The sequence below is a fragment of the Acinetobacter halobius genome (assembly GCF_044130335.1).
Taxonomy (GTDB): domain Bacteria; phylum Pseudomonadota; class Gammaproteobacteria; order Pseudomonadales; family Moraxellaceae; genus Acinetobacter.
The window spans coordinates 21,955-48,598 of the sequence record NZ_JBIQOD010000016.1 but is presented as its reverse complement, the minus strand read 5'-3'; the positions used below and the strand labels follow the sequence as shown (position 1 = coordinate 48,598).

General features: G+C 41.1%; 23 protein-coding genes and 1 other RNA gene. 8 read left to right on the top strand and 16 right to left on the bottom strand.

Annotated elements, in window-relative coordinates; all coding sequences use genetic code 11:
• Window positions 1–76 precede the first annotated feature (76 nt).
• The 3 genes from ACE01U_RS13325 to ssrA all read right to left on the bottom strand — a co-directional run bounded on the left by ACE01U_RS13325 (window position 77) and on the right by ssrA (window position 2,891).
• Window positions 77–997, bottom strand: coding sequence for a DUF6387 family protein (locus ACE01U_RS13325; protein ID WP_395579681.1), 921 nt, complete (start codon window positions 995–997; stop codon window positions 77–79).
• 126 nt (window positions 998–1,123) lie between these two features.
• Window positions 1,124–2,353, bottom strand: a complete 1,230-nt coding sequence (locus tag ACE01U_RS13320) for a tyrosine-type recombinase/integrase (RefSeq protein ID WP_395579680.1) — start codon at window positions 2,351–2,353, stop codon at window positions 1,124–1,126.
• Window positions 2,354–2,532: 179 nt separating this feature from the next.
• Window positions 2,533–2,891: a transfer-messenger RNA gene (gene ssrA, locus ACE01U_RS13315) on the bottom strand.
• 130 nt (window positions 2,892–3,021) lie between these two features.
• Here ssrA and glpK point away from each other — a divergent pair.
• Window positions 3,022–4,506 (top strand): glycerol kinase GlpK, encoded by a 1,485-nt coding sequence (gene glpK, locus ACE01U_RS13310; protein WP_110974860.1) that lies wholly within the window; start codon window positions 3,022–3,024, stop codon window positions 4,504–4,506.
• 99 nt (window positions 4,507–4,605) lie between these two features.
• Here the strand turns inward: glpK and ACE01U_RS13305 are convergent, their stop codons facing one another.
• From ACE01U_RS13305 to ACE01U_RS13295, 3 genes are all read right to left on the bottom strand, one after another.
• Complete coding sequence (locus ACE01U_RS13305) at window positions 4,606–6,135, bottom strand: DHA2 family efflux MFS transporter permease subunit (protein ID WP_110974859.1); 1,530 nt, start codon at window positions 6,133–6,135, stop codon at window positions 4,606–4,608.
• Between the two features lie 6 nt (window positions 6,136–6,141).
• Window positions 6,142–7,293, bottom strand: a complete 1,152-nt coding sequence (locus ACE01U_RS13300) for an HlyD family secretion protein (RefSeq protein ID WP_110974858.1) — start codon at window positions 7,291–7,293, stop codon at window positions 6,142–6,144.
• A gap of 248 nt (window positions 7,294–7,541) precedes the next feature.
• Window positions 7,542–8,039, bottom strand: coding sequence for a thioesterase family protein (locus ACE01U_RS13295; protein WP_086208187.1), 498 nt, complete (start codon window positions 8,037–8,039; stop codon window positions 7,542–7,544).
• A gap of 108 nt (window positions 8,040–8,147) precedes the next feature.
• Here ACE01U_RS13295 and hemB point away from each other — a divergent pair, with 108 nt between their 5' ends.
• Together hemB and thiO are read left to right on the top strand one after the other, a co-directional pair.
• Window positions 8,148–9,161: a porphobilinogen synthase gene (gene hemB / locus ACE01U_RS13290; RefSeq protein ID WP_395579679.1), complete on the top strand. Its 1,014-nt coding sequence runs from the start codon at window positions 8,148–8,150 to the stop codon at window positions 9,159–9,161.
• 29 nt (window positions 9,162–9,190) lie between these two features.
• Window positions 9,191–10,300 (top strand): glycine oxidase ThiO, encoded by a 1,110-nt coding sequence (thiO, locus tag ACE01U_RS13285; protein WP_395579678.1) that lies wholly within the window; start codon window positions 9,191–9,193, stop codon window positions 10,298–10,300.
• A 17-nt stretch (window positions 10,301–10,317) separates the two neighbouring features.
• Here thiO and ACE01U_RS13280 read toward each other — a convergent pair whose 3' ends face one another.
• From ACE01U_RS13280 to ACE01U_RS13270, 3 genes are all read right to left on the bottom strand, one after another.
• Window positions 10,318–11,229, bottom strand: a complete 912-nt coding sequence (locus ACE01U_RS13280; RefSeq protein ID WP_395579676.1) for a TIGR01777 family oxidoreductase — start codon at window positions 11,227–11,229, stop codon at window positions 10,318–10,320.
• Window positions 11,230–11,288: 59 nt separating this feature from the next.
• Window positions 11,289–11,735, bottom strand: a complete 447-nt coding sequence (locus ACE01U_RS13275) for an ABZJ_00895 family protein (protein ID WP_395579675.1) — start codon at window positions 11,733–11,735, stop codon at window positions 11,289–11,291.
• A 341-nt stretch (window positions 11,736–12,076) separates the two neighbouring features.
• Window positions 12,077–13,054, bottom strand: a complete 978-nt coding sequence (locus ACE01U_RS13270; RefSeq protein ID WP_086208192.1) for a GGDEF domain-containing protein — start codon at window positions 13,052–13,054, stop codon at window positions 12,077–12,079.
• A 401-nt stretch (window positions 13,055–13,455) separates the two neighbouring features.
• Here ACE01U_RS13270 and ACE01U_RS13265 point away from each other — a divergent pair, with 401 nt between their 5' ends.
• Both ACE01U_RS13265 and ACE01U_RS13260 read left to right on the top strand, forming a co-directional pair.
• Entirely contained in the window at window positions 13,456–14,709 is a 1,254-nt protein-coding gene (locus ACE01U_RS13265) for an exonuclease SbcCD subunit D C-terminal domain-containing protein (protein ID WP_395579673.1), read from the top strand.
• Between the two features lie 9 nt (window positions 14,710–14,718).
• A complete protein-coding gene (locus ACE01U_RS13260; protein ID WP_395579672.1) occupies window positions 14,719–18,315 on the top strand; it encodes an AAA family ATPase in 3,597 nt (1,198 codons plus the stop codon).
• Between the two features lie 136 nt (window positions 18,316–18,451).
• Here ACE01U_RS13260 and ACE01U_RS13255 read toward each other — a convergent pair whose 3' ends face one another.
• Together ACE01U_RS13255 and ACE01U_RS13250 are read right to left on the bottom strand one after the other, a co-directional pair.
• Window positions 18,452–19,186 (bottom strand): hypothetical protein, encoded by a 735-nt coding sequence (locus ACE01U_RS13255; RefSeq protein WP_110974850.1) that lies wholly within the window; start codon window positions 19,184–19,186, stop codon window positions 18,452–18,454.
• Window positions 19,187–19,389: 203 nt separating this feature from the next.
• Window positions 19,390–20,079, bottom strand: a complete 690-nt coding sequence (locus ACE01U_RS13250) for a YggS family pyridoxal phosphate-dependent enzyme (protein ID WP_119064993.1) — start codon at window positions 20,077–20,079, stop codon at window positions 19,390–19,392.
• Window positions 20,080–20,201: 122 nt separating this feature from the next.
• On the opposite strand from ACE01U_RS13250, the gene ACE01U_RS13245 reads away from it, so the two are divergent.
• Together ACE01U_RS13245 and ACE01U_RS13240 are read left to right on the top strand one after the other, a co-directional pair.
• Complete coding sequence (locus tag ACE01U_RS13245; protein ID WP_086208197.1) at window positions 20,202–21,239, top strand: type IV pilus twitching motility protein PilT; 1,038 nt, start codon at window positions 20,202–20,204, stop codon at window positions 21,237–21,239.
• A gap of 26 nt (window positions 21,240–21,265) precedes the next feature.
• A complete protein-coding gene (locus tag ACE01U_RS13240; RefSeq protein WP_086208198.1) occupies window positions 21,266–22,387 on the top strand; it encodes a PilT/PilU family type 4a pilus ATPase in 1,122 nt (373 codons plus the stop codon).
• Between the two features lie 66 nt (window positions 22,388–22,453).
• Here the strand turns inward: ACE01U_RS13240 and fur are convergent, their stop codons facing one another.
• Window positions 22,454–22,891, bottom strand: a complete 438-nt coding sequence (fur, locus tag ACE01U_RS13235) for a ferric iron uptake transcriptional regulator (protein WP_086208199.1) — start codon at window positions 22,889–22,891, stop codon at window positions 22,454–22,456.
• A 112-nt stretch (window positions 22,892–23,003) separates the two neighbouring features.
• Between fur and ACE01U_RS13230 the strand changes: the two genes are divergently transcribed.
• Window positions 23,004–23,402 carry an outer membrane protein assembly factor BamE gene (locus ACE01U_RS13230; protein WP_086208200.1) on the top strand — a complete coding sequence of 133 codons (399 nt, stop codon included), beginning with the start codon at window positions 23,004–23,006 and terminating at the stop codon, window positions 23,400–23,402.
• Between the two features lie 46 nt (window positions 23,403–23,448).
• On the opposite strand, the gene ACE01U_RS13225 is transcribed toward ACE01U_RS13230, so the two are convergent.
• From ACE01U_RS13225 to ACE01U_RS13210, 4 genes are all read right to left on the bottom strand, one after another.
• Window positions 23,449–23,772 (bottom strand): RnfH family protein, encoded by a 324-nt coding sequence (locus ACE01U_RS13225; RefSeq protein ID WP_395579669.1) that lies wholly within the window; start codon window positions 23,770–23,772, stop codon window positions 23,449–23,451.
• The gene (locus ACE01U_RS13220; RefSeq protein WP_395579668.1) at window positions 23,772–24,854 is read right to left on the bottom strand and encodes a hypothetical protein; all 1,083 of its coding nucleotides are present in this window, start codon (window positions 24,852–24,854) and stop codon (window positions 23,772–23,774) included. Before ACE01U_RS13220 ends, ACE01U_RS13225 begins: the two co-directional genes overlap by 1 nt.
• A gap of 142 nt (window positions 24,855–24,996) precedes the next feature.
• Window positions 24,997–25,452 carry a bacteriohemerythrin gene (locus ACE01U_RS13215; protein WP_395579667.1) on the bottom strand — a complete coding sequence of 152 codons (456 nt, stop codon included), beginning with the start codon at window positions 25,450–25,452 and terminating at the stop codon, window positions 24,997–24,999.
• A gap of 273 nt (window positions 25,453–25,725) precedes the next feature.
• The gene (locus tag ACE01U_RS13210) at window positions 25,726–26,574 is read right to left on the bottom strand and encodes a class II glutamine amidotransferase (RefSeq protein ID WP_086208204.1); all 849 of its coding nucleotides are present in this window, start codon (window positions 26,572–26,574) and stop codon (window positions 25,726–25,728) included.
• Between the last annotated feature and the right edge of the window lie 70 nt (window positions 26,575–26,644).

The window sequence follows — 26,644 nt, the reverse complement described above, 5'->3', positions numbered from 1 at the left end:
CCCATATATGAAAAGATATAGGCAATTGTGGAATTATTAAGTTTTTAATATGTTGAAATCGAATAGAGATTATTTTTCATCGTTTTTTATTTACGATGTAATAAAAAAATCCAGATTCATTACTTTTTGAATTTAAAAGATTTTTTGATAACGGAATAATAGTTTCCTTCAATTGCTTCCCTGAAAATTGCCCTTGCGGATATAAAAATAACGCCAAGGTATCATATAGGACATGGTGATTAGTAATAGCTTGCCATATAAGTAAGTCCATGACCTGTAATATACGGAAATTTATAAGTTTAGCTATATAGGATTTAGTCTTTGAGTAAACAGGCTTCTGATTTTGAGTTTCTCTTAATTCTACCAACTGATTTTTAAACTCTTCAATTATTGCATCATCCGAAAAGTCTAAATTAATATATATATTCGGCATTTTTATATAATCATCTAAATTTCGTGGAAAAACGTCAAAAAATGGATTTATAGATTTGAAATTATGATAGTTTTTGTGATTCATAATGGGGGTGATAATGGGAGAGTCATCAAAATTGAATCCGGGGAAGATCGTAAAATCTGAGCTTTGATAGTTCAATTTTTTGCCGTCGGGTGTATCCTGCCATTGATGTGTTGTAAAACTCAAAATGTTACGAACAATAGAATCTCGTTCTTCTTGAATTATCTCATTTTTAGTTTTTGGAGGTGATGGTTGTAGTATTTTTTTTACCCCATTAACTGTAATACTCCGTGTAATTTCAACTGTAATGACTTTTTTCTTATCATTTTTTTTATTCAGTCTTTTACTTTTCTTTTTATCTCGAGTGTAATCATCCTCAATAATGTAGGTGTTATTGAGTACGTGTTGAACTCTTGAATACAAGCTATGTCTTTTACCTATTTCTTTTTTTAGTTTATGTTTGGATAACTCTTTGTAAAAATCATCATATCTTTGATTACTTAAAAAACTTGGTATGTCACCAATATTTTTAATCCTTTTCATTATGCCTCCCACAGCATCCCTAAAAATAGCTAAGCCAATCAAATTGGGTATTCGACTTTCACTCCGTCGAGCTAGGCTTAACAAACTAAATATAAACGATATTTAATTAAATTAGTGCAAATTTTGTCATTTAGCTTTTTTAAACTGAATAATGCTTTGATCTGCTATTTCTTCTAAATGATTCGCATACCATTGCATCATATTTGCTCTGTCCTGTAGATATTGAGCTTTGTTATAAACACCCGCCACACCGTCTTTTACATGCGCTAAAGCCGATTCAATATGACGCTCATCAAAACCACGATTATTTAAAAGCGTACTCGCAATATGTCTAAATCCATGCGGTGTCTGTCTACCCTCATACCCCATACGGCGCAAAGCCATAATAAAAACCGTGTCAGACTTTGGCTTACTTTTATCGGAACGACTTGGAAATAAAAATTCTGAGTTTGTGTCATAGGTTTTTAATTCTTGAAGAATGGCTATTGCTTGCTTTGATAAAGGTACAACATGCTCACGGCGTTTCTTCATACGTTCTTCAGGAATATTCCAAAGGGCATTGTCAAAATCAAACTCATCCCATTTTGCACCACGTAACTCACTAGGACGACAAAACAGCATTGCCAAAAGCTGTAAACCCATACGCACGTCCATAGTCGGATAATTATTTATCGCTCTAAGCAATGCAGGAAGTTCTTTTTCATCCACATGGGCCATATTGGTTTTTTTACCTTGCTCAAGGTATTTCTGAATACCCTCTAGAGGATTGTAATCAATACGACCTGTGACTTTTGCAAAATCATAAATATCACGACACATTGCACGAATACGATTTACTTGCTCATAGATGCCTTTTTCTTGTTGTATCCCTTTTAACAAATTCATCCATTCAATCGGTTTTATTGTGGTGTACAAGCGTTTGCCAAAAATAGGAAATATATGTTTTTCCAATGCACCTTTATTTCGGGTCATCGTATCAGCTACCCATGAATTGAGTTTCGTGTCTAACCACTCACGAGCCAATAATTCAAAAGTTGCATTATTTTGCTCAAGTTCTTGCTGTTTTCTTTCCTGTTTAGAAATGATTGGATTTTCACCTCTAGATACATCATCTAAAAGTTCTTTGGCTTTCTTACGTGCTAACTGCCCGCTTATTTCAGGATAACCACCTAAACCAAGCCATGACCATTTACCATCAGGCTTTTTATATCTCAACTGCCAAGACTTATTACCATCAGGCTTTACTCGAATATATAAGCCATTGCCATCAAGCTCACGATATTCTTTAGCTTCTGCTTCAAGGTTCGCTAGTGCGGTATCAGATAAAGGACGGCGTTTTATTTCAGTTCTTTTCATTAGCCTTGTATCCCTTGAATTCAATTTTTCTTCAAGGATACACGTAGGGATACATGGGATGCAATACTATATGCTTTTATGTTTGGGTATATCTAGGCAAGAAAAAAGGCTTAAACCCTTAAGATTTAAGCCTTTCCGTTTTATATTCAGTTATATTTCGTCATATAAAACTAGGTATTTGGTGGAGGTGGCGGGAGTTGAACCCGCGTCCGCCAGCACTACGCTCGAGAATACTACATGCTTAGATATCGTCTACTGTTTTAACTCTTTGTGACCCGACGAACAGGGTACAAATCGCGATCCTCTTAATTTAGTACAAAACCCCGAGGCTTGGTTTTATACGGACTTGTGTGCGTGCGCTTCAGTCGGACTCTCTAACCACAAGTATTCGGAGAGGCGGACAAGCTGCCCTTAGGCAGCTAGAGCGTATGATTCGTCGTTTGCGACTAAAAAATGCAAATTTGATTTACGAGAGAAAATGCGCTCTCGACATGCATCTATGAGTTTCATCACCAGCGTCGAAGCCAGAAACACCCCCAAAGTAGCGTCAATCATAGCATAGTTGCCAGAAAATACGATCTATTTTCTAAACAAACACACATATTGATGCGCTTAATTACATAATTGCGTTAATATTTTGGTTTTCAAGTCCAACAATAAAATAATTTATGAGCTACTTACTTGCACTCGACCAAGGAACCACTTCGAGTCGTGCCATTATTTTCAATGAACAAGGTCAAGTTCAGGCAACGGCACAACGCGAAACACGCATACACACCCCTCAATCTGGCTGGGTTGAACAAGATGCCCAAGAGATTTGGAGCTCACAAATTGCCGTTGTACAGCAAGCACTCGCCTCGGCTCGCATCCTTGCCAAAGACATTCAAGCCATTGGTCTCACCAACCAAAGAGAAACGACTGTCGTATGGGATAAACGCACAGGGCAACCACTTGCACCTGCCATTATTTGGCAAGATCGTCGTGCTTTTGAATGGTGCAACCAACTCCTTCAGCAAAACATGAGCCACAAAATTCAATCCAAAACAGGGCTTCGAATTGATCCTTATTTTAGTGCTGGAAAATTGGTATGGTTACTTGAACATGTCAACGGTCTCCGTAAATTGGCGACAGCAGGTCATGTAGCTTTTGGTACCATTGACAGTTGGCTCATTTGGAATCTGACTCAAGGCGCAAATCACGTCATCGAAGTTAGTAATGCATCTCGTACCATGCTGATGAATTTGAGTACCCAGCAGTGGGATGAAGAGCTATTAGAACTCTTTAATATTCCATCTACACTACTTCCTCAAATTATCAATTCAGATACCTATGTGGCCGATACTGCAACAGGACTACTTGGAGCCAATATTCCAATTACAGGGATTTTAGGTGACCAACAGTCTGCGCTGTTTGGCCAGTCTTGCTTTGAAAGTGGTACAGCTAAAAATACCTATGGCACGGGTTGTTTTATGTTGTTCAATACGGGGGACACCGTTCAGTACAGTAAAAATAAACTGCTTTCTACACTTGGCTGGAAAACGCAAAATCAAACCACTTATGCCTTAGAGGGTAGCGTATTTATGGCAGGAGCAATTGTGCAGTGGCTACGAGATAATTTAGGCATTATTCAAAAAAGTGGCGATGTCGAAAAGCTGGCTTGTACAGTTAAGGATACCGATGGCGTTATCCTTGTCCCTGCTTTTACTGGACTTGGTGCGCCACATTGGGACAGTGAAGCTCGTGCATTACTATGTGGAATGTCACGTGGAACCAACAAAGCCCATATTGCACGTGCAGCTTTAGAATCTATTGCCTTCCAAGTCTCAGATGTACTGACCGCCATGCAAGCCGATATTCAGCAACCACTCAAAGAATTACGTGTCGATGGCGGTGCGAGTCAAAATGATATGCTTATGCAGTTTCAGGCAGACATTTTAAATGTGCCTGTTTTACGCCCTAAAATGCAAGAATCTACAGCATGGGGAGCTGCTGCCATGGCAGGTTTAAGGTCTGGTATCTTTTCTAACTTAGATGAAATTGCACAGTCTTGGCAACTTGAGCGTGCATTTGAACCCCAAATGAGCTCAGATCAACGTGATTTTCACTTACAGCAATGGCAGTCTGCATTAGAACGTGCAAAGTCTGAAATTTAATTCCTAATTCTATCGAATAAAATCTAGGGTTGAAAAAGAACATGCCAGTCAGTTCCTTAACTGACTGGCATGTTCTTTTTCAAGTGAATTTTTATGGTCTCAGTGTGCATGCCCTCCACCACCGACACCCAATTTAGGTTTAGGGCAAAGCCAAATAATGGCAGCAGCGAAAAGAAATACTAATGCTAAGATCAGAAAAATATAGTTTGCGGATAAGGTTAATGCTTCTTTATCGACTAGACTCGAAATATAAGCTAAAGCACTCTCCGAACTCATCCCCTGCTGTATTAACAGGGATTGGGTCTGGTCTGTATGTAAACTACCTACCATTTCACTACGTGCAACTTTAGTGTGGTCATCCCAAATGGTAACAGCAACTGATGCCCCAATTGCCCCTGCCATGGTTCTTAAAAAGTTCATTAAACCTGCGGCAGATGCCATTTCATGTGGCAACACAGACGATAATGCCATATTCGACAGAGGAATAAAGAAGAAAGGCACAGCAAAACCTTGCAAGATTTGTGGTAATGCCAATGCGAAAAAGTCTGCGTCTGTGGTCCAGAATGAACGCATCAACGTCACCCCACCCAAGATACTCAAACCAAAACTCGCCAGTGCTCGTTGGTCATATTTGGTTGCTAGCTTTGCCACAACTGGCGACATGGTTAAACTACCAAACCCCATAGTTGCAGTTAAATAACCTGCCCAAGTTGCGGTATAACCCAAATTGATCTGTAGCCACTGCGGAATCAGCACAATACTGCCGAAAAAAGCACCAAAACCAAAGGCCAATGCTAAAACAGAAATAGTAAAACTACGGTATCTAAAGATTTGGATATTCACCACTGGATGTCGTTCGGTCAGCTCCCAAATGGTAAAGATCACCAGACCAATCACAGCGGTTAAAGCCAATACCACAATCACAGGGCTATTGAACCAGTCACGTTCATGCCCCAGATCGAGCATGAGTTGTAATGCCCCAATCCAAAGCACCAATAGCAATAAGCCCCCCATATCAATTTTCAGTTTTGCTGTTGCTGTTTCTGCTGGTTTTAATAAACGCATTGCTGCAAATGCACAGAAAATACCGACTGGAATATTGATAAAGAAAATCCAATGCCATGACATGTTGTCACTGATAGTTCCGCCTAAAATTGGACCCAGAATTGGACCAACCACTGTCGTCATTGCCCACATACCCATCGCTTGAGATTGTTTCTCAGGAGGGAAAATTCGCATCAGCAACATCTGACTAAGTGGCATGATCGGACCACCAAATAGACCTTGACCGATTCGGCAAAAAACCAACATTTCTAAACTGGTTGATAAACCACACAGTACTGAAAATACCGTGAAGCCTATTAGGCTTAAAATGAAAATTTTGACCCCACCGAAACGACCTGCAAGCCATCCCGTTAAAGGAACGCATATTGCCTCAGCCACAGCATAGGAGGTGATCACCCATGTCCCTTGCGAACTCGATACAGCAAGGCTTCCCGTAATATGAGGCACAGAGACATTGGCAATCGTCATATCTAGCACGACCATAAAGTTGGCCAAAGCAAGAACAAAGGCTGCCAGCATGAGGCGACCACCTTTTAAGTCGCCATAGGGAACGTAGCTATTCATAAGCAACTACTTCGATTTCAAGTCGATTTGAGCTTCCATAGATAAGCCAACACGTAAAGGGTGCTCAGTCAGTTCTTTCGGGTCAAGTTGGATACGCACAGGCAAGCGCTGTACGACCTTGATCCAGTTTCCTGTCGCATTTTGAGCAGGAATCAATGCAAAGGCAGAGCCCGTACCGCCTGAAAAGCCCAAGACTGTGCCATGAAATTCAACCGAATCCCCATATAAGTCTGAGGTTAAAATAGCCTTTTGACCTGGACGTACATTTTCAAGCTGACTTTCTTTAAAATTCGCATCGACATATAACTGTGAAATAGGAACCAACATCATGAGCACTGAACCCGGTGCCACACGTTGTCCAACTTGGATTTTCCGGCTTGTCACCACACCATCAAAAGGCGCTTTTATTTCTGTACGTTCTAGGTCTAACAAAGCTTGTTTTAATTTTGCTTGTGCCACTAAAACATCAGGCATCGAGTTTTCATTGCTACCCTGAATTAAGGCTTCATTGGCAGCCAAATTGCTTTGTGCCGCTTTTTGGCTCGACTTTGCTTGAGCTAAACCAGCCTGTGCCAAGTTATAGCCGGCTTGCGCATTATTGAATGTGGCTTGTGCAGTACTCAACTCTTCTTTGGAAATTGCCCCTGTTGCACTCAACTGCTGGCGACGGTTCAAGTCATCCTGTGCTTTATTTAGCTCAGCTTGGGCTTTAGCCACTTGCGCTTCAGCACTGTGAATGGCGTCATCACTCACAAAGACTTGCGAGTTTAAAGAGCTACTGTTGGCGGCACTTTGTTTATATTGGCGCTGTGCTTTAAGTAATTCAGCTTGAGCTTGGGCTACAGCAATTTCAGCATCACGATGATCCACTAAAACCAGCACATCACCTTTTTTCACATTCTGAGTATCACTGACCAAGACTTTTTCAACTTGACCTGTCACCATAGAGGTAATGGATGCCGTTTCTGCACCCACATAAGCATTGTCTGTAGAAACTGAATGTTGAAAAAACAGTTTCCAAACCAAGTATAAAACGGCAGCAATAATCAGAATTAGAGCAACAAAAGTTAAACTTTTCTTCCGTTTTGCTTTCAGTGTTTGATCACTAATTTGATTGGCTGTATCAGTATCTGGTAGTGTATTTGAGGCATCTGTCATTGATTTTTCCTAAATCTAACAGACTTGGTCAGCCGGCATCATCCCTTCTAAAGGGACATCAGACAAAAAACTTGTCTGCATTGGTGTCGATGAGAAAGTCACTATAAAATTTGATGCATTTTACGATTAGATAATCATATTTTGAGAATATAATTTGTAACTGCACAGTCTTTTTTAGTTTTTAGCACCCAACTTCCTGCTGAGTGCTATAAATTTCACTTAATTATTAATCATTTAGTCATATAGACCTAATATGCATACGAAGCAATAGCTGTTGCAATCGCTCGATCTTCATCATTCACCATAGTCATACGCATCGTACAACCTTTACGCCCCAATCTCAGGGTTTCAGCACGTGCAATAAAATATTTTCCACGTCCCGGCGCAAGATAATCAACCCGCATATCTACTGTCGCTAAACGTGATACTTTTTTGATGGTATCTGCAATCGTGTCAGGTTCGGCTTTTTTATACAGCTCCCCCATCGCCACAATACCACCAACACTATCCAAAATCGTTGCAGCCACGCCACCATGTAAAATTTGGAACGCGACATTACCAATTAAGTAATCCTGCATATCTATATAGGCTTCAATCTGTCCATTGACTACACGCATGCTCATACTGTTGTGCTTAAAAAATGGCGATGCATTAAAAGCCTTGACCAATTGCTCAAAAACCACATCAATATCCACTTTCGCTCCTAAGTGTATGCTGCCCGTCCAGCTTTTTTCACCACTATTCATAACACCCTGCTTTAGCATGCAAACAATAAAAACCTATCCAAATCTGCCCAAAACCACCAGATAGGTCTACAATACTGACCTAGTTTAATACTGATTATCGAGATTTTTATGACCTATACGTTCAATCGTCCCGCGTTTCCCGCTACTCGCATGCGTCGTATTCGTAAAAATGAACATCTGCGCTCTATGGTCCGTGAGACTCATTTAACGCCAGATCATCTCATCTATCCAGTATTTGTCCTGCCAGGACAGAAGCAAACCCAAGATATTCCCAGTATGCCAAATATTCAGCGCTTATCTGCTGACTTACTTGTAAAAAAGGCGGAGCGTTTACTTGAACTTGGTGTATCGAAACTCGCACTATTTCCAGTGACTCCTCAAGAAGATAAAAGCCTCAGTGCCGAAGCAGCATGGCGTGAAGATGGTTTGGTTCAAAACACGCTACGTCTGCTCAAAAAAGAATTGCCTGAAATGGTGCTGATTACCGATGGTGCACTTGATCCATATACCACGCATGGTCAAGATGGCATTATTGATGAAACAGGTTATGTACTCAATGACGAAACCGTTGCGGCACTGATTAAACAAGGCTTAAGTCATGCTGAAGCGGGTGCTGATATTTTCGCACCCAGTGACATGATGGATGGTCGTATCGGCGCCATCCGTCAAGCCTTTGAAGCCAATGGCCATATCTACACCTCGATCATGGCCTATTCAGCAAAATATGCATCAAGCTTCTATGGTCCTTTCCGCGATGCAGTCGGTTCATCGAGCAACCTTAAAGGTGGCAACAAATACAACTATCAAATGGATGTCGGCAACCGCGCAGAAGCCTTACATGAAATCGCCCTTGATATTCAAGAGGGCGCGGATATGGTAATTGTCAAACCGGGTATGCCGTATTTGGACATTGTTCGTGAAGTCAAAGACACTTTTGGTGTTCCGACTTTCGTTTACCAAGTCAGTGGTGAATATGCCATGCTTGCCGCAGCCATTCAAAATGGTTGGTTATCCGACAGCGTGATTATCGAATCACTGATGAGTTGCCGCCGCGCAGGTGCCGATGGCATCTGGACCTATTTTGCAGAAGAAGCGGCACTCAAACTGAAAGACATGAAGTAAAAGAAATACACCAGAAGGATTGAGTTGCAATGCATATTGCCATTATTGGTGCAGGTATCAGTGGATTACTGACAGCGCTTGAGCTGATTGAACACGGTTGTTCAGTGGAGATTTTTGACCAACAACAAGCAGGACAAGCGGCCTCATGGGCAGGTGGGGGTATTCTCTCTCCGATGTACCCGTGGCGCTATCCACAAAGTGTCAATGACCTCGCCAAATATGGCAAAAGCATGTATCAAGCATGGAATGAAAAAATTAGCCCCGTTTCAGGGATAGATTTTGAAATCCATGAAACAGGTATGCTAATTTTTGACGAAGCTGATTTTGATATTGGTCTAAATTATAAAGAACAACATCAGGAACCGATGCAGCAGTGTGAACTTTTACAACGCACGCAACTGGAACAGATCAATCCACGTATTTCAACGCGCTTTCAACAAGCCATCCATTTTCCACAGTTGGCTAACGTCCGCAATCCCCGACTGCTCAAGTCGATTGTGGAATATCTCAAACAGCTATCACAAGTCACTTTCCATGAGCAAGCATGGGTACATAGGTTTGACATAGTCAATCAGCAAGTTCAAGGGGTAAAAACTGCTGATGGTCAACGTTATCATGCAGATCATGTGGTGATTGCAACAGGCGCATGGTCACAGCACTGGTCCGAACAACTCCAATGCAGCATTCCAGTGAACCCCGTACAAGGGCAAATGTTGCTGTTTAAAACCCCTGAAAACTGGCTCCCAACAATGTGTATGAATCAGGTCATGTATCTGATTCCACGTTTAGACGGTCATATCGTTTGTGGCTCAAGCATGGCGGATGTCGGTTTTGACCAACGCCCCTCCCTACAAACCCAACAAAATATTTATAAAGCCTGCTTGGACATGGTGCCAGAACTGGCTGATTTCCCAATTGTGAAGCATTGGGCAGGTCTACGCCCAAGTTCACCAACAGGCGTCCCTTATATCGGAGCATTTCCTGAAATTTCCAATCTTTGGGCAAACTTCGGCCACTATCGAAATGGTCTGTGTATGGGACCCGCATCTGCACGGCTACTGCGTGAGTTAATGTTAGAGCACCCATTAACTGTTGATGCGACTGCCTATACTCCAGAACGTTTAGCACATTTTGCGTGATGATGACTTCACCACAATCACGCTTTGGGCTGAATGAGATGAAGCAATGCTTCTTTTAAAGTCGGATACTTAAACTCAAAGCCTTGATTGCTCAGCGCTTGCGGACGGACAAACTGACCATTTAACACCAGTTGAGACTGCTCGCCTAAGAGCAATTTCAACACAAAAGCAGGCAAAGAAAGTAAAGGTTTACGTTTTAGAATTTGAGCTGCGGTTTGTGCAAACGCCGACTGGGTGACTTTTTCTGGACTGACGACATTAAAGACCTGCTCAGTCGTTTCATGTAGCATCAAAAACTCGATCGCTCGCAACACGTCTTGAATATGCACCCACACCACAGGTTGTCGTCCTGAACCAATTCGAGCACACAGATTCATTTTAATCGGAAACAACATTTGCGGCAGAATGCCCGCCCCGCGTCCAAAGACCACCCCCAAGCGGATGATTTTGGTATTTTGCATTGTGTCTTGCCGCGCAGAATGCTCCCACTTTTGACATAACTCCGACATAAAAATTGACTGCGGTGGAGACTGTTCTGTACAACGCTCTGTCCATTGTTCAGTCGGGTCAATACCATAATAGCCCACCGCTGAACCTGAAATAATGCATTTCGGTTTAATATTTCTTTTGGCTAGATACTGATAGAGCATCGTGGTCATTTCAACACGACTGGCAATCAGCTTTTGTTTGCGGGCATCTGTCCAACGCCCCTGTGCAATACTTTCCCCCGCCAGATTTACCACATAATCAATTCGATCATGTTTCAATTCATCCAACGTTTGAATCCAGATTAAATGTGGATGTATTTTTGAAAGATTCTTCTGCCGACTTAAACCAATGACCTCATAATCTTTTTCTAATAAATAATTAAGCAAGTTTGAACCAATAAAACCACTCGCTCCTGTCACCAATACACATTCTTTTTGCATAGCGTGATCTCAAATGATACTTTTCATCAGACTATAGCATTTAGAAGAAAGCTTTACGATTAAGCGACAATTTTTGCCGCCATACGTTCTGCTTGTTTGCCATAGAACCAATAAGTCAGCAAAAAAAGTGGAATGGCAACCAGTAAAAATATAATTACGATAATCGCGACGAACTGTGGCTGTTGTAGATAAAGCATAAAGTTTTGTCCCACTTCAGCATCAGCTTGGGCAAAAATGAATAAACCAAGCAAGAGAAAAGCCAAGTTATAGCCCCAAAATATCAGACTAAAACCCAAAGTAAATTTTTTACGTTCAGCTTGGGTCGGCGCACGGCGCTGTTGTTTAATAAATTTTTGGAGCACCCAAATCATAGCCACCAAATACGGTACAGCTGTTAATACGCCGCCCAAACCTGTAGGTAGCAGTGCTGCTAACACACCGCATACGCAGCTAAAAATAAAACACAGGAAAAAAAACCAAAGAAAATATCGTGTTAGTGATACCATAGCGCTGCTTACAACCTAGCTAAAAATTCATTATAAAAAAAATTCAATTTTTTTTCATTTTCATGTCAACCAATCGAAGTTGAGTTGCGTTAAATAGGGTACAAGGTCGCAGCAACCGTCGTCAAAATATTGTACCGGCATCCACAATACGTACGGTGACCTTTCCTAGAGCAATAAGATTGGCTCCAAATTTAAATGTTGTTAGCAGCCAACATTTAAACGTGAAGCAGTTTTCTTTGACCGACGATTTCATCATCACTCGAATCGTCGGTCTTTATTTTTTGCGCAACTGATTTTTTAGAACTTCCCCACCATCAACAGATGAGGAAGCAAAGAATAGATTAATAATACGTTAAATGTTGAACAGCAGACTCATCTTGAATAACGTAGCCATTTCGTCCTTGTTCTTTAGCCAAGTATAAATTTCGATCTACTTCTTTTAAGAAGGTCATTTTGTCATGATTAAACATAGGCACAATTGTCTTTACTCCTAGACTGACGGATAAACGCTGATCTAATGGCGATGAACTGTGACAAATATCGGCTGTCCGAATACTCTGCAAAATACGTTCTACAATTTCAATGGCAGCATCTTGAGATGTATCTGGTAAAACCAAAATAAACTCTTCCCCACCAAAACGTGCAACTAAATCACGTGGACGCGACACATTTTTTTTCAACAATTGTGCAATTTGTTTGAGGCATGCATCCCCCAAAATATGACCATTATAATCGTTGTACTGTTTAAAATAGTCGATGTCTAATAACATTAATGTCAGTGGTTTCTGCTCACGCTGCGCATTAAGCCACTCACGTTGATAGCAATCTTCAAAGAACCGACGGTTTGCAATACCCGTAAGGCCATCTTGATACGAATATTCTTCCAATTGCTTTTTCAGCGTTTCTAACTCTTGTTCCTGTCTTTTGCGCTCAGAAATATCGAACATGAATCCGACCAGACTGTCCACTTCCCCATCGGGCTTTCTAACCACGTGAACCACATCGCGGATCCAAATATACTCCCCGTTAATAGTCAGCGCACGGTAATCTGCCTCATGGTCGACACCAGAAATCGACTGTGCCACGCAAAAATCAACCACCCATGCCCGGTCATTTTCATGCATACGCATTGCCCAGTCTTCAACAGTTCTCCATGAATCCTGTTTCCAACCTAATACTTTTTCAATTTGTGGGCCAATATAACTAAAAGTTTTGGTTTCCCAATCTATGCTCCAAGGAATAGCAAGTGTTGATTCAATCAGCGTCTTATACACCAGATCATTGACGATACGGGGCGAATTGAAAATAGAATCAGACATAGTTATTTTCTCCTTATACCCAGTCTTACTCGATAAATGATTTATTGTTTTTAACCTTCTTCATAAATCATTGTTATAAATTATTGAAATTGAATACTTAATCAATTTTTACATTTTTTTATGCATACGAAACGATATACAATTTCATTCAGATACATAATAGCTCATAAAAAGAACATTTTTTAATCATATTTAATCTTTTTACTATAGTGTTAATCAAACACATCCATCACTTTCCTTTTCACATAATAATCCCGCCATATCTCGGTGTCATGCAACTTATAACTATCAGCTCAATCATCTACGTCAAGGTTTGACGTAGAGCTGATGATTATCCTTCGGAAAAGTTTGATTTATGTTAGCTTATAGCTCTATTGCGTTTTGAGCTTGGGGCATCATCTATGGCTGTTCGTTTTTTTCATACATCGGATTGGCATCTGGGACAGTTCTTTTATAACCATTCCCGCCAGTATGAACATGAACAGTTTTTAGCATGGTTACTACAACAAATCAGTGAAAAACAACCGCATGCTTTACTTATTGCAGGAGACATTTTTGATGTCATCAATCCTGCATCCAGTGCACAGAAACAACTGTACCAGTTCTTAGCCGATGCGCATGCACGTGCCCCCCACATGCAAACGCTCATGATTGCAGGCAACCATGACTCAGGCTATCGCATTGAACAAGTTGAACCTTTACTGGCGAAATACAATGCCAAAGCAGTCGGTGTCATTCATAAAAATACTGAACAACAAATCGACCTTGAACATTTATTGGTGCCCATTTTAGATGAACAACAGAATATTGTGGCATGGTGTCTGAGCCTGCCCTTTTTACGCCCCGCTGAAATTACAGGCGTTAATGAACACACCACCAATAGCCAAAACGCGATTGCCTATTTGCATCAACAACTGATTGCCGAGGCCAAAGCCCGCAAAACAGCAGATCAAGCCCTGATTTTAATGTCTCATGCACATATGCAAGGTGGCGAAACCTCAGACTCTGAACGTCCGATTGTGATTGGTAATGAAGAAGCACTCTCAACAGCATTATTTGATGAAATCATTGACTATGTAGCACTCGGGCATTTACATAAACCGCAAAAAGTCAGTGAAGAGCATATCCGTTATAGCGGCTCCCCCATCCCCCTGTCATTTAGTGAAATTAACTACAAACATCAAGTTCTTGAAGTGACACTTGATCCCTTACAGAAAGATGCCTCACGTTTCCAGTTAAATGTACTCGCTATACCACGTAGTATTCAACTGCATAAAATACGGGGGGAGTTACATGAGGTGCTGGACAAACTCAAAGCCTTACCAGCAGGTGAAATTGAGCTGATTGATCAACGTGAATATGTCGATATTGAATATCATACAGCTGTTCCGCCTCAGCCCAATTTAAGACAGCAGTTTGAAGATGCCCTGCCTAAAAATCGTTATCGTTTAGTCCGTATTTCACGTCAGTACTTAGCTACGGAGCAAGACCCCAATGCCCCCGCTAAAGTAAGTTTAGAACCACCCACACCAGAAAAACTGTTTCAGCAAATTTGGGAAAAACAGGGTTATCAGCATGATGCCGCTGTGCTACAGGATTTTATGAGTTTAATGCGTGAAGCTGAACAATCCCTTGAAGATGGATACGAGGCTTAAAGGTTTACTATGAATATTGTTTCCATTCGAATAAAAAACCTTGCTTCACTTTCTGGCGAACACTTGATTGATTTTGAAAGTGATCCTTTAGCCAGTGCAGGGCTTATTGCCATTATAGGAAAAACAGGTGCAGGCAAATCTACCATTTTAGATGCAATGTGTTTGGCACTGTTTAACCGTATTCCACGCCTCAAAGACAGCGACGGAAAAATTCAAGATGTCGATGGCTCAGAACTACTCACCAATTCCCCACTGACCGTACTGCGTCGTGGTACCGCGCATGGTTATGCTGAACTTTGCTTTATTGCACAAGACCAAAAACGCTATATCGCTCGATGGGAATTGAAACGTTCACGAGAAAAAGCTGACGGGAAACTACAAAACGTACAGCGCTATTTAAAATGTGTCACCGATGGTGTCGTTGTTGCGGATAAAGCCAAAGCCGTCGATGAAAACATCAAACGTATTACCCAGTTGAGCTTTGAACAATTCACGCGCGCTGTTCTACTGGCACAATCCGAAGTTACTGCTTTTTTAAAAGCACGAGACAATGAGCGCGGCGAATTATTGGAATATCTCACCAATTCGGCTATTTTTGGCAAAATTGGACAACTGGCTTATGAGAAAACCAAACTGGTCGCGACTCAGCGCAAAGAGCTAGAAAATGTATTGGGTCATATTGAACTGTTAACCGATGAGCAAGTTGCAGAACTATCCACACAATTCCAACATAGTGACCACAGCTATCAACAACTCGAAGCCCAAAAGTCACAACTGCAAAAACAACAGCAATGGTTTGAAAGCAAGCAGAAACTCGACAGTGAAATCATCATTAAACAACAACTGGTCGAAGCACAGTATAAGTTACAACAGGAATTAAACCCTGAGCGTGAACGCTTGGCTCGGTTAGAGATCTTCGCTGAAGTTCGACCTATGCTGTTCCAACAACAACAGCTACTTCAAACCAAACAACAACTGCTGCCCCGCCTGCAAAAACAACAACAGTTATTTGATCATTTACTCACGCAATTTGAGACTGAAAAAGCTCAATTCATACAAACTGAAACAGCAGTGAATGAACTACAACAGTTTGAAAGTACCCATCATGATGCATTGAATGATGTACGTAAATGTATTCAAGAACGTGATTTTATCGGGGCTGAGTTTAAGAAAGCTCAGGAAAAATTGCAGGCTTTAGAACAGTCTAAGCTCCCCCTAACCCAGCAACAACAAAAGCTTGAACAGCAGATTCAGCACATTAAGCGTCAGCAAACCGAGTGTAAGCAGCAACTGGAAAGTTCACAACAGTTTACAAGCTTAGACCAAGGCCTCAGCGCCCATGTCCAACAACTCGAACAGTTTATTCAACAATACCAAAACATTGAATATCAACTCGGGCAACAAGCTCAAGTAGAACAGCAACTGTCAGCACAAAAGGTAAAATTACAACAGTCCATACAACAGTTTGGTCACATCGAAGAACTGGAAGTTAAAATTGCGCAAGCACAGCAGCAACGAGAGTTGAAGATCAATCAGCTCAGTCAAATTGAGCAAATTCAGCAAAAAGTTCAACAGTTTTTTGAATTGAAGACTGATATTGCACAACAGCAAGAACAGCTCAACAGTGCTCAAACTCAGCAACAAGCCTTACAACAGCATACGCTGCAAGCGGATCAGGCTTTTCAATCAACCAAAAGTGAACGCATCCAACTACAACAAGTTTTACAACAGCAACGGCTTTTACATGCTGAGAATGTTGAACATTTACGTGCTGAACTCCAAGAGGGCGAACCTTGTCTTGTCTGTGGAAGTACATCACATCCTTATAAAATGGAAGATACTGCGCTCTCCAAAGCCCTGTTTGAGCTTCAACAACAGCAGGAACAACAAGCAAACCAAAAAGAGCTCGAAAGCTTTCAAGCTTGGCAGCAAGCACAGCAACAACTCACCAAACTCAATGCAGAAATAGAACAACGCAAAACACTAATCCAGCAACTTTCTGAAAAAATCAGCCCATTACAAAGCGTGCTGATTGCACACGGTAAAACAGCAGATATTGCACTCGACCTGACACAAACAAAATCAGAAATAAACATGCAATTTGAGCAGATCATTCAGCAACATACGCTCGACCTACAGCAACTCAAACAGCAATCTGAGCAGTGCCAACATAATATTAAAACCCAGCAATACTGCATCCAAAACATTCAACAGACTGAACACTTGCTACACACAGCAAATAGTTTGCAAAAGCAAGTTCAACACATTGCCCAGTATTTATCTGATGCTGAAAAAACAGTTTGGCAACAACAGACTAGCTTGGCTGCACAGCAACTGTTAGTGCGTCTAAAGACTCGTGCACAGCAACTAGAACAACTGGAACAATGGCGTCAGCAACTCGATCAGACCAATCAACAGCTCAAGACCAATCAACAGAATCTTGATCACACGAGCCAACACATCAGAGAAACCGCTGAACGGCTTAGTGAGATCAAACAAAAAGGACAGCAGAATACAGAAATAGCCAATCAATTGATCCAACAGATGACAGGCTTAACGGGTATTAAAGCCAACGAATGGCTTATTCAACACGATCATCAGCGCCAACAGACACAAAGCCATTACCAACAGATCAAGCAACATTTTGAGCAATTACGTCATCAATTTGAGCAAGACAAAAGTCAGCTAAAACAACTTCAAGCACAATTACAGCAAAACCAAAGTAGTGCAGATGATGTGGAAAATACAATCCAGCATTGGCTCAAAGAACATCCTGAGTTTAAACTGCAAGACTTAAAAACGCTTGCTGAAATTAACCCTGCACAAGTGCAACAGATCCGTCAAAAATTACAGCATGCTGAACGCCTACTGAATGAAGCCGATGCTGCTTTGAAAACCATGCAAGAACAATTGCAAGAACATCTCAAGTATCAACCTGAGATTGATCCACTACAGTTAGAGCAACACATGCAGGAGCATCAGGTTGCACTCAATAATCAACTTGAAATACGCGATCAGCTCAAACTGAAACTTGAGTTACATCAGCAAAATGTGGTGAAACAAAAACAATTTGTCGATCAAATTCAAAACATTCAACAAGAAGAACATCGTTGGGGGAAAATATCAGGTCTGATGGGCGATGCTACGGGCAAGAAATTCCGTGATTATGCGCAGCAATATAATCTTGATATTTTACTGGAACATGCGAACCAACAGCTCAACCAACTCTCACAGCGTTATACCTTAAAGCGTTTGGATCACTCGCTCAGTCTAGCTATTATTGATCATGACATGGATGGAGAAACCCGCTCCGTTGCATCACTCTCAGGAGGCGAGTCTTTCTTGACTGCCCTTGCCCTATCTCTTGCCATCGCCAATATGGCCTCGGGCTCAATGAAAATCGAATCGCTGTTTATCGACGAAGGTTTTGGAACTTTAGATGCATCATCGCTACACATGGTCATGAATGCTCTCGATCAACTACAAAACCAAGGCCGTAAGGTGGTGCTGATTTCACACATCCAAGAAATGCATGAACGTATTCCTGTCCAAATCCAAGTTAAAGCTCTAGGCGCAGGTGCCAGTACCATTGAGGTGGTGGGATAATTTCAACTTTTCTAATGGTCAAAGTTTGATCTTTTTTTTAAGATACAGTTCCCTGCTAAAAATAATAGGAGCATCCTACTTAATGTAAGTGCTCCCACTAAACGCCATTTCAATAGAGAAAGCAGAACGCCAACTTTTAATCCGCTGGGAATGCTTTTGGTGGTGGTGCGTATTTAGATGCATCAGTTGCCTTGTCCACTGCCGCAGCAGACTCTAACGGATAAATGACTGTACCAATCACACCTGTATTTTGGATGGAACCATGAGCTGAATTTGCCGCATAAGCCTCTTCAGGTCGACTAAAGGTAAAAGATGCCACCGCGGAGTCGCTCTTACGGAAACCTTCAATGATCAGCTCACCCTGTGGACGAAGCACATAACCTGAGTTGCTACGAGATGCCGAACGCCCATTAATCACATCTAAACCATCCACACTGGCAACCACTTCAAAGGTGCTATTGCTATGGTTTTGGTATTTGAGTTGATAACTTTGTCCATCTTTGCCAGATAAATAATACTGCTGACCATCTCGAAATAAAGGCAGTGGACGCTGTGCATCATTTATAATTGAAAAACTGATTTTTCCGGCCGCCAAAGAAATACTATTCACCGCTTTGCCTGTATATGTTTTACTGGCATAGCGAACTTGTGATTCAGCAATTGGACTGCTGGATAAACGTTTTAAATTCACTTCTGTTACGTTTGAACGAAGCTCATCACCCCATTTCGTACCCAATTTTTCAGCTCGAGAAACCGTCGCGTTTAATGCTGTTGGTTCAGCTGTCACTTCCTCCATGTGAGTATTTGTACTACTACACGCTGCCAAAAATAAACTCAGCATCAGAGAGAGAAATAAATAAATTTTTTCCATTTTTGGGTTCATCCTAAATGCAGTTTTTATCATTGTCAGAGTGTCTGTTCCAATAACTCAGTAACTTAAATCTACAAGCAATTCAATCAGTTTAAATGAAGCCTATTTTTTCAGCAGCGTTTTAGTTTTATAAAATTGTAAGTTAAGTCTTCTCAGCATATTTGAATACCAAGAAGCTTTTTTGACCTTAATGCCTCAACAGCTCAATGTGGTGAATAGTCTCTCGCCCCAAACAAAGCTGTTCCAACACGTACCATGGTTGAACCCGCAGCGATTGCCTCATTCATATCTGCCGACATCCCCATACTAAGCGTATCCCAGTCTTCTGGATGTGCATGCTGTGCTTTCACTTGCTCAAATAGCACTTTCGCCGCCGTAAAAGCCTGCACATTGTTTGGTGCTGGAATGACCATCAAACCACGCAGTTTGATGTGAGGCAACTGACTAATGCTTTGTACCAGCTCAGAAACCTCGTTAGGTTGACAGCCATCTTTGCTGTCCTGACCATCAATGTTAACCTGTAGACAAATATTTAAGGCTGCTTGGGTGGCAAGTCGCTGAGTCGATAACCGCTCAGCAATAATTAAACGATCTACCCCATGCACCCATGCAAATTTTTCAGCCAAATGTTTGGTTTTATTGCGTTGTACATGTCCTATAAAATGCCATTCAATATCTAAATCCTGTAACACCTCAATCTTCTGCAGAGCCTCTTGCAGATAGTTCTCACCAAAGGCACGTTGACCGCAAACGTACATGTCTCGTAACACTTCACTTGGATGTGTTTTCGAAACGGCTAAAAGCTGCACAGATTGCACATCACGCCCTGAAACCTCACAGGCCTGCTGAATTTGGGATAACACATGTTGACGTGAGTTTTGCAGGATATTCATTGACGAGGGTCTCATTTCAGTCATCTTTTTTGCTTTGCCTTTCAACAAACTGTTGGTTAAGTTGTTTGAAAGCCTTATTATTCTATCAAAATAATTAGCATTTATATGATCTCGGGGAAATTATGGATATCACAGAATTACTAGCCTTTGCTGCTAAGAACGGGGCGTCAGATTTACACTTATCTGCGGGTATGCCACCGATGATTCGTGTCGATGGTGAGGTTCGTCGAATTAATTTACCAGCTTTAGAACACAAAGAAGTGCATAAGTTGGTTTATGACATCATGAATGACAAACAACGTCGTGATTTTGAAGAATTATTAGAAACAGACTTTTCCTTTGAAGTCCCGGGCATTGCACGTTTCCGTGTGAATGCATTCAACCAAAACCGCGGTGCTGGTGCTGTATTCCGTACTATTCCATCCAAAGTTCTGACTATCGAAGACTTGGGTATGGGACAAATCTTTAAAGATATTTGTGAATTTCCGCGTGGTATCGTACTGGTAACAGGTCCGACTGGTTCGGGTAAATCAACTACACTGGCCGCTATGGTTGACTACATTAACGACAACCGTTATGACCATATTTTAACCGTTGAAGACCCCATCGAATTTGTGCACCAATCAAAAAAATGTCTCGTAAACCAACGTGAAGTGCACCGTGACACACATGGCTTTAATGAAGCACTACGTTCTGCTCTGCGTGAAGACCCTGATATTATTCTCGTGGGGGAGATGCGTGACCTTGAAACCATTCGTTTGGCTCTCACAGCAGCTGAAACAGGTCACTTGGTCTTTGGTACATTACATACCACCTCTGCTGCAAAAACGATTGACCGTGTGATTGACGTATTCCCTGCTGAAGAAAAAGACATGGTTCGTGCCATGCTATCTGAATCGCTACAGGCCGTCATTTCTCAAACCTTACTCAAGAAAAATGGCGGTGGACGTGTTGCCGCGCATGAAATCATGATTGGTATTCCTGCCATTCGTAACTTAATTCGTGAAAACAAAGTGGCACAGATGTATTCTGCTATTCAGACTGGTGCAAACTACGGCATGACCACACTGGACCAAAGTTTGAAAAATTTGGTCACTAAAGGGGTGATTAGTCCACAGACCGCACGTACTGCTGCTAAACAACCTGAAACATTCTTATAAGAAAACAATGGATTTGGGGTAGAGATATGGATTTTAACGACTTACTCAATTATATGATTCAACAAAAAGCGTCAGATTTATTTATCACCGCTGATGTTGAACCTTCAATGAAAATTAACGGTCAAATTGTGCCTGTAGCTAAAGGCAAACTGACAGGTGATGTCGCAGGACAACTGCTGAACTCCATCATGAGCGAGAAGCAGCGTAAAGAATTTGCGGATACACGTGAGTGTAACTTCGCGATTATGAATCGGGATAAAACTGCGCGTTTTCGTGTCAGTGCCTTTCAACAACGTGATATGCCAGGTATGGTTTTGCGTCGAATTGAGACCAAGATTCCAACCATGGACGAGTTAAAACTTCCACCTGTACTCAAAGAACTAGCGATGACCAAACGTGGCATCATCATCTTTGTGGGTGCAACAGGTACAGGTAAATCAACCTCGTTGGCTTCAATTATTGGGTATCGTAACCAGAATTCGAAAGGTCATATCATTACCATTGAAGACCCGATTGAATTTATTCATGAACATGCAGGCTGTATCATTACCCAGCGTGAAGTCGGCATTGATACGGACTCTTTTGAAATCGCGCTGAAAAACACCTTGCGTCAGGCACCTGATGTGATCCTGATTGGTGAGATTCGTTCCCGTGAAACCATGGATTATGCAATTGCCTTCGCGGAAACAGGTCACTTGGTATTTGCAACACTGCACGCCAACAACGCCAACCAAGCCATCGACCGTATTATTCACTTCTTTGAAGCAGACCGTCATAGCCAATTGTTTATGGACTTATCTTTAAATCTTAAAGCGATGGTTGCTCAGCAGTTGATTCCAACACCTGACGGTAATTCACGCCGTGCTGCCATTGAAATTTTGATTAACTCACCGTTAATTTCCGATTTGATCCGTAAAGGCGAAATCCACGAAATTAAAGACTTGATGAAGCGTTCTCGTGAACTTGGTATGCAAACCTTTGACCAAGCCTTGTTTGATTTGTACAAAGCCAAGCAGATTACCTATAAAGATGCGCTGAAACACGCTGACTCACCAAACGACTTACGTTTACAAATCAAATTATCAGAAGAAGGCGGCGATCGTCTATTGCATGCCAGTGCAAATATCACGTTTGATGGACAAGCTTAATTTTATTCCTTCAAACTAAAAAAAGGGCTTCTCATGAAGCCCTTTTTTATATCTTAGATGAACATCTTACTTTTTACGTAGCGCGTCTTGGCATTCAGTAGCATCACAATAACCGTACAGGTTCAACGAGTGTCCCGTTAAAGTAAAGCCATGTTTTTCAGCAACTTCATGCTGCTCGTGCTCAATCACTTCATTCGTAAATTCAACCACTTTATTGCAGTTTTGACACACAATATGATCATGATGATCATCTTGCATAATTTCAAAAACAGAGTGGTTATTTTCAAAGTGATGGCGCTGAATAATACCCGCTGCTTCAAATTGCGTTAACACGCGGTAAACAGTTGCTAAACCGACATCTTCACCTTGTTCAAGTAAAGTCTTATAAATATCTTCCGCACTTAAATGGTGTTGTTTTGAATTTTCTAATAGTTCTAATATTTTAATTCGTGGAAGTGTAACTTTAAGTCCAGCTTTGCGTAGATCTTGATTTGAAATTGGCATGTAAAAAGGTCTCTCAACAAATTTAAAGTTAGAATATGCAACAAAGTGTAGATGCAGTATGATCTATCCGTGGCTCAATTGCATCATAATTAATTTGGGATAGTGTAGCAAAATGCAAAAAATCATGTTGACGTTATTCGTCACTTCACTGCTCGCAGGTTGTTCGACCTTGGGCGTTTATAAAGTTGATATTCCTCAAGGTACACCATTAACTCAAGCACAAGCGTCAAAAATACAAGTTGGCATGAGCCATCAACAAGTTCGCTTTTTACTTGGCAGCCCTACGCTTTCAGATCCAATGAATCCACTACGTTGGGACTACATCTACAATTATACCCCAGGAACCTATGCTAAAAAAGCCAAGATTCCTGCTGCGCATGGGCAACACCTGCAAATCTACTTTGACTCAAATGGGATTGTCCAAAAAATTGAAGGCTTAGAAAGCATCCCTGAATCTCAGCCAGGCTTACCAGCATCGAAAGAAGCGATTCTAAACGCGCCCCCACTATAAAGCCTTATAATAAAAAAGAAACCCCTCAACTGAGGGGTTTTTCATATCACTTCGATTGTTTTAAGCGATTGCCTTTGGCAAAGCGCCCCACAGGGTTATTTTCTGCACGTATCCGACGAATATCTTTAGGATTAATGCTTAAAGCTCGATAAATTTCAACGCGATCCCCAGCTTGTAATATCTGCGCATGCTCTTTTAAACGAACACCAAAAATACCCAGTTGTAATGGCTCTGGTAATTCCACTTGAGAACAAATACCGCTCAGTTGAATCGCATCCAATGCCGTCATCCCCTCAGCAAACAGAACCCGGAGATGAAACTGCTGGTTTGCTGTTGCATAAGCAACCCAGACGTAGTGAAGCTGGCTCATTAGATCAATTTTCCAAGCACAGCCACAATAGCCAATACAATAGAAACGGGTAAGACCACACGCACCGCAATACGCCAAATATTATAAAAAGCTTCATTGCTAAAGTTCATTGACTTACGTAAATGGCTAATTTTCATAATCCAACCAGCAAAAATGGCATAAATCAAACAAATCACTAAGCCCCAAAGCATCAGTAAGATGTTAAAAATCGGACCAGTCGCTGGAATCAACCAAACCAATGTCGCAGCCAGAAGTATCAACCATTGAATGACCACATTCAGTTGACGCTGTGCCAACTGTTCACGTGCCATCTGCAACAACACAGCCGCTGCTGCAACTGCAGTCAACGCAATGGCATACGCAGGTAATGCTGCTTGTACTGCAAAAAATGCAAAAGCAACCACGGCTAAAATTTGTGCAATCCAAATAGGTAGAACCGTCTTGCTTGCAGCATCTTGCTGTTGAACCTGTAGTAGGCTATTTTGCCAGTACAGACCGAGTCCTAAACCACTTGCCACTAATGCCAATACCGTTGCACTGCCCCATTCTGAGAATTCAACAGGCGTCACTTGCCATTCAGCCACACTTACTCCAGAGACATTGGCTACGACTAATGAAACGATTACACCAATAGCCGTTAAGGCTAAAATTAGCTTCCGTGGTGCAAAAGACAAAGCGATGGCAACCACAGCCAAAACACCAAAAATCACGGGTGATATACTATCTGGCAGTGCATATTGATTCAGGAGCTGTGCAGCATTAGAGAGCATGCCACCTGCCAAGAAAGGAATAAAGACAACTGCAAGCCAACCCACAAGACGCCAAGTTTGTGATGCATCTGCATCACGGGTTAAACTTGATAATGCGTTTAATGCCGTAGTTTTTGAACGCTTTGCTAAGGCAATTTCTAAATAACACACAGGTAAAGCCAAGATCAGCATGGTAAATAACCAGAGCAACCAAAAGTCGAGCTGACGTTCAACCTGAATTCCCACCAAGGGTGCAAGTGTGGCAATGATAATAAATGATAAACAAAATGCCATCAGCGGCGATAACCATCGTGACATAGCATTGTCTTGCATGATGCGTTCCTTCAATAAGTCTTGCGCTATTTTGCCTTGCTCTCTTATGAAAATCAAAAACAAAAAGCAAACCACCAAAACTGATGATTTGCTGCGCTAAATATAATTAAAATTTATTGTTTTTATCCCTTGTTATGCTCACTTATGAAAAGAAGCGAGCAAACCAGTTTTTCCCTTTTTTCTTTTCTTTTTCTTGGATGATCCCCATCATGTTTTCTTTCACTGCCCCGACATAGTCAGCATCATCGTGTTGAATATGATTAATCAGCCATTTCGACAATACTTCATGCAACTCAGCTTCAATCGACTGTCCTAACTCAAAACGGTCACGATAAGATTCAATTTTTTTAATAAATAAATCATGCACACGCTTATGTGGTACACGGTATTTATAACCCGCCTCTTCTTGAAGAGATTCTTCAAAAGTAAAATGAGATTGTGTGTAATCAATAATATTTTCTAGAATTTGCTTTACACGTGCACGATCAGTATCAACATCAATTGCTTCAATTTCATTAATGTAATCTAAAATACGACGGTGCTGATCGTCAATCACATCGATACCAGTATTATATTCTGGAACCCACTTCATTATCATTCCGACCACCCAATAAAAATTAATAGATTAATTACATGAATTAATCATATCGGTTAGTGATAAAAATAAAAGTGAATCAATTTAGTAGGGTTTCTGATATTAGCATTATATTCAACATAAGTGATTATTTTATATAAAAATATTAATTTAAACCCGAGCAAAAGAATAAGTTATTTTTTAACCAATTTATTATTTTTAATACACAAAAAATAATAAAAACATGCTTAACATAATTATCAGCATGCTTTTATATTTCATCTATTTTGGAATAATTTAATATTGATCTGCTTTGGTCACTCTTTTTAATGATGGGTCTTTAGCTTCCCGGACTAAGCGTTCTACATGCGTCATTTCATGCCGTATCGCTTTGCCATATTGAAATAAAATCATTTCCCCTGGTGCAAAGGCCGTCCATGCTTCATTTTGAGTTAAAGGCTCTGTAGTAATCACAGCGACTCGATCCTCTGCAGTAGTGACTTGACTAAAATCCACTTCAACATCAAGGTCAATCAGCTGCGCAGGTTTAAATGGGTACTCTCGCACCAACCAATGCAGTTTGGTAATAGCGTAACTAAAAAGTGCCTGCCCATTAGACAAACAAAAATTGAACGTACCATGTTCTGCAATCCGTGGAGAAATATCGGTTAATAAATCAAAAACTTGATCTAAACTTGGCTCAACATAACCAAATTTGTTCACTAACTGATCTAGCAAATAACAAAATGCACGTTCACTGTCAGTATTCCCCACAGGGGTAAAACGTCCTGACAGTACAGGATCAAAGTCATGCAAATCGCCATTATGCGCAAAAATCCACTGTCGCCCCCATAGCTCACGGCTAAATGGATGTGAGTTTTCTAAGTTAATTTTTCCCTGCGTCGCTTTGCGGATATGGGCAATCACATTGCGTGATTTGATCGGATAGTTCCGAATTAATTCAGCAATCGGTGACTCAACTGCAGATTGATTATCAACAAACAAACGACAGGCTTTGTTCTCAAAAAAAGCAATTCCAAAACCATCACAATGATCTGAAGTAATCCCCGCCCGCTGCGAAAAGCCTCGAAATGAAAAGGTAATATCAGTCGGTGTTGCACAATTCATTCCGAGCAGTTGGCACATAATCTTGATCTTATTTCAAACATATTTATTTATGATGGTTTTATTGTGCATGAGTCCTGACTGGCTTGCA

Excerpts from the sequence above, each read along its gene's own strand:
- ACE01U_RS13325 (WP_395579681.1), bottom strand. The coding sequence starts at position 997 with ATGAAAAGGATTAAAAATATTGGTGACATACCAAGTTTTTTAAGTAAT.
- ACE01U_RS13320 (WP_395579680.1), bottom strand. The coding sequence starts at position 2,353 with ATGAAAAGAACTGAAATAAAACGCCGTCCTTTATCTGATACCGCACTA.
- glpK (WP_110974860.1), top strand. The coding sequence starts at position 3,022 with ATGAGCTACTTACTTGCACTCGACCAAGGAACCACTTCGAGTCGTGCC.
- ACE01U_RS13305 (WP_110974859.1), bottom strand. The coding sequence starts at position 6,135 with ATGAATAGCTACGTTCCCTATGGCGACTTAAAAGGTGGTCGCCTCATG.
- ACE01U_RS13300 (WP_110974858.1), bottom strand. The coding sequence starts at position 7,293 with ATGACAGATGCCTCAAATACACTACCAGATACTGATACAGCCAATCAA.
- ACE01U_RS13295 (WP_086208187.1), bottom strand. The coding sequence starts at position 8,039 with ATGAATAGTGGTGAAAAAAGCTGGACGGGCAGCATACACTTAGGAGCG.
- hemB (WP_395579679.1), top strand. The coding sequence starts at position 8,148 with ATGACCTATACGTTCAATCGTCCCGCGTTTCCCGCTACTCGCATGCGT.
- thiO (WP_395579678.1), top strand. The coding sequence starts at position 9,191 with ATGCATATTGCCATTATTGGTGCAGGTATCAGTGGATTACTGACAGCG.
- ACE01U_RS13280 (WP_395579676.1), bottom strand. The coding sequence starts at position 11,229 with ATGCAAAAAGAATGTGTATTGGTGACAGGAGCGAGTGGTTTTATTGGT.
- ACE01U_RS13275 (WP_395579675.1), bottom strand. The coding sequence starts at position 11,735 with ATGGTATCACTAACACGATATTTTCTTTGGTTTTTTTTCCTGTGTTTT.
- ACE01U_RS13270 (WP_086208192.1), bottom strand. The coding sequence starts at position 13,054 with ATGTCTGATTCTATTTTCAATTCGCCCCGTATCGTCAATGATCTGGTG.
- ACE01U_RS13265 (WP_395579673.1), top strand. The coding sequence starts at position 13,456 with ATGGCTGTTCGTTTTTTTCATACATCGGATTGGCATCTGGGACAGTTC.
- ACE01U_RS13260 (WP_395579672.1), top strand. The coding sequence starts at position 14,719 with ATGAATATTGTTTCCATTCGAATAAAAAACCTTGCTTCACTTTCTGGC.
- ACE01U_RS13255 (WP_110974850.1), bottom strand. The coding sequence starts at position 19,186 with ATGGAAAAAATTTATTTATTTCTCTCTCTGATGCTGAGTTTATTTTTG.
- ACE01U_RS13250 (WP_119064993.1), bottom strand. The coding sequence starts at position 20,079 with ATGAATATCCTGCAAAACTCACGTCAACATGTGTTATCCCAAATTCAG.
- ACE01U_RS13245 (WP_086208197.1), top strand. The coding sequence starts at position 20,202 with ATGGATATCACAGAATTACTAGCCTTTGCTGCTAAGAACGGGGCGTCA.
- ACE01U_RS13240 (WP_086208198.1), top strand. The coding sequence starts at position 21,266 with ATGGATTTTAACGACTTACTCAATTATATGATTCAACAAAAAGCGTCA.
- fur (WP_086208199.1), bottom strand. The coding sequence starts at position 22,891 with ATGCCAATTTCAAATCAAGATCTACGCAAAGCTGGACTTAAAGTTACA.
- ACE01U_RS13230 (WP_086208200.1), top strand. The coding sequence starts at position 23,004 with ATGCAAAAAATCATGTTGACGTTATTCGTCACTTCACTGCTCGCAGGT.
- ACE01U_RS13225 (WP_395579669.1), bottom strand. The coding sequence starts at position 23,772 with ATGAGCCAGCTTCACTACGTCTGGGTTGCTTATGCAACAGCAAACCAG.
- ACE01U_RS13220 (WP_395579668.1), bottom strand. The coding sequence starts at position 24,854 with ATGCAAGACAATGCTATGTCACGATGGTTATCGCCGCTGATGGCATTT.
- ACE01U_RS13215 (WP_395579667.1), bottom strand. The coding sequence starts at position 25,452 with ATGATAATGAAGTGGGTTCCAGAATATAATACTGGTATCGATGTGATT.
- ACE01U_RS13210 (WP_086208204.1), bottom strand. The coding sequence starts at position 26,574 with ATGTGCCAACTGCTCGGAATGAATTGTGCAACACCGACTGATATTACC.